At 29.8% G+C, this 1,291-nt stretch carries 1 protein-coding gene; it reads left to right on the forward strand.

Features of this window, described 5'->3' with window-relative positions; genetic code table 11:
* Positions 1-889, forward strand: an 889-nt coding sequence (locus LGK95_RS22045) for a DUF3231 family protein (protein WP_226127045.1), incomplete at its 5' end; no start/stop codon positions are given.
* Positions 890-1,291 lie beyond the last annotated feature (402 nt).

Consider the following 1,291-nt stretch of genomic DNA (forward strand, 5'->3'; position numbering starts at 1 on the left):
TCAAAACATATTAAGTACCTATATTCCTGAAGGACAAAATATACTGAATGAAATTGTGAATGTATTTAATAATGAAAAAGCAGTTATTCCAATGGGATTTGATGAACATGAAGTGGTAAGAGAAGCGCCTCCTCTATTTGATGACATTTTTAATATAATGTTTGTTCGCCAAATGATGAAATTAAATTTTGGTCATTCTGCTGTATTTTCAGCTATGTCATATACAAAAGAAGCTCGTGATATATTAAAGCATAATTACGATCTTGCTGATAAGTATTATGGTATGACAACAAACTATCTATTAGAAAAAGGAGTTTTTGCAAAGCCACCATATGTAACTATGCCAAAGAAAGTAGAATTTATTGAAGATAAAAATTACATGAGTGGACATAATCTTTTTTCTGATAAACGTGCATTAAATACAATTGAAGTTGGTTTTCTTAATGAAGCTATTGAAGATAACATTTTTGGTATGCAGTTGATGACAGGGTTTGCACAAGTTGCAGCGGAAAGTGAAGTTAAAGAATATTTCATAGAAGGTAAAGAATTAGCAAAAAAGATTATTACTAATTTAAGTAATGTATTATTACAAAGTGATATTCAGCCTCCGAGTACATGGGCAGGTAGAGCTACAGATTCAACTGAGACACCTTTTTCGGATAAACTTATGATGTATATAACAAGTTTAGTGTCTAGCTCTGCAATAGGTTACAATGCTTTAGGTACATCCTTTAGTATGAGAAGTGATTTACATACTAAACTTGCAATAATTGCAAAGGATACATTTGATTATGCAAAAAAAGGTGGAAAATTAATGATTATACATAAGTGGATGGAAGAGCCTCCTCAAATGGAAGACAGAAATCAACTTACAAAATATAAGAAATAGATATGAGGACATAGAATAAGTTGACAATATTATTATAAAAACGAGGGGCACGTTATTTAGAATAATTACTAAAATATCCTCAATGTATATTTCGATATTTACTGGTTAAACTATTTATTGATGAAGTAATTGTTTATTAAATTGGTGAAAGAGTAGTAGAGGAGATATCCCTCCTACTCTTTTTATTTTCTTTGTTATTATATTGGGTTTAGATTTATTTAAATATCGAAAATGACAACTTAGTTATTACTTAGTTTACACATCACCTAGGTAAACCCATACAACATATCGAAAATTATGTTGTATGCCTTTCCATTGCCAACTTCTGTGAGCTTTCGTGAAAACTTAATTTTTCCCATAAAGATAGACCTCCTAATCATCTTATTTCAATATTAACTACTT

Origin of the sequence: Clostridium algoriphilum (assembly GCF_020443705.1) — a bacterium.
Classification (GTDB): Bacteria; Bacillota; Clostridia; order Clostridiales; family Clostridiaceae; genus Clostridium_AD; species Clostridium_AD algoriphilum.